Raw genomic sequence first — 296 nt, forward strand, 5'->3', positions numbered from 1 at the left:
GATTGATCTGGAACTGGCTCCCGGCGAGCACGTAGCGCTGGTGGGGCCGTCCGGCGCGGGCAAGTCCACGCTGTTTCAGCTATTGCTGCGTTTTTACGACCCGCAACAGGGGCAGATTACCCTGGGCCTGTCTCTTATACACATCTGACGCTGCCGACGAACAGTAAGATGGGGGGGTGGGGGGGGGGGGGGGGGGGGGGGGGGGGGGGGGGGGGGGGGGGGGGGGGGGGGGGGGGGGGGGGGGGGGGGGGGGGGGGGGGGGGGGGGGGGGGGGGGGGGGGGGGGGGGGGGGGGGG

1 protein-coding gene is annotated in these 296 nt (G+C 76.0%); it reads left to right on the top strand.

All coding sequences use genetic code 11. The features are described 5' to 3' along the window. The first annotated feature begins 13 nt into the window (after positions 1-13). A complete protein-coding gene (locus tag JHD62_RS22240; protein ID WP_370541115.1) occupies positions 14-148 on the top strand; it encodes an ATP-binding cassette domain-containing protein in 135 nt (44 codons plus the stop codon). The last annotated feature ends 148 nt before the right edge of the window (positions 149-296 follow it).

The sequence above is a fragment of the Aquitalea sp. ASV11 genome (assembly GCF_016429185.1).
Taxonomy (GTDB): Bacteria; Pseudomonadota; Gammaproteobacteria; order Burkholderiales; family Chromobacteriaceae; genus Aquitalea; species Aquitalea pelogenes.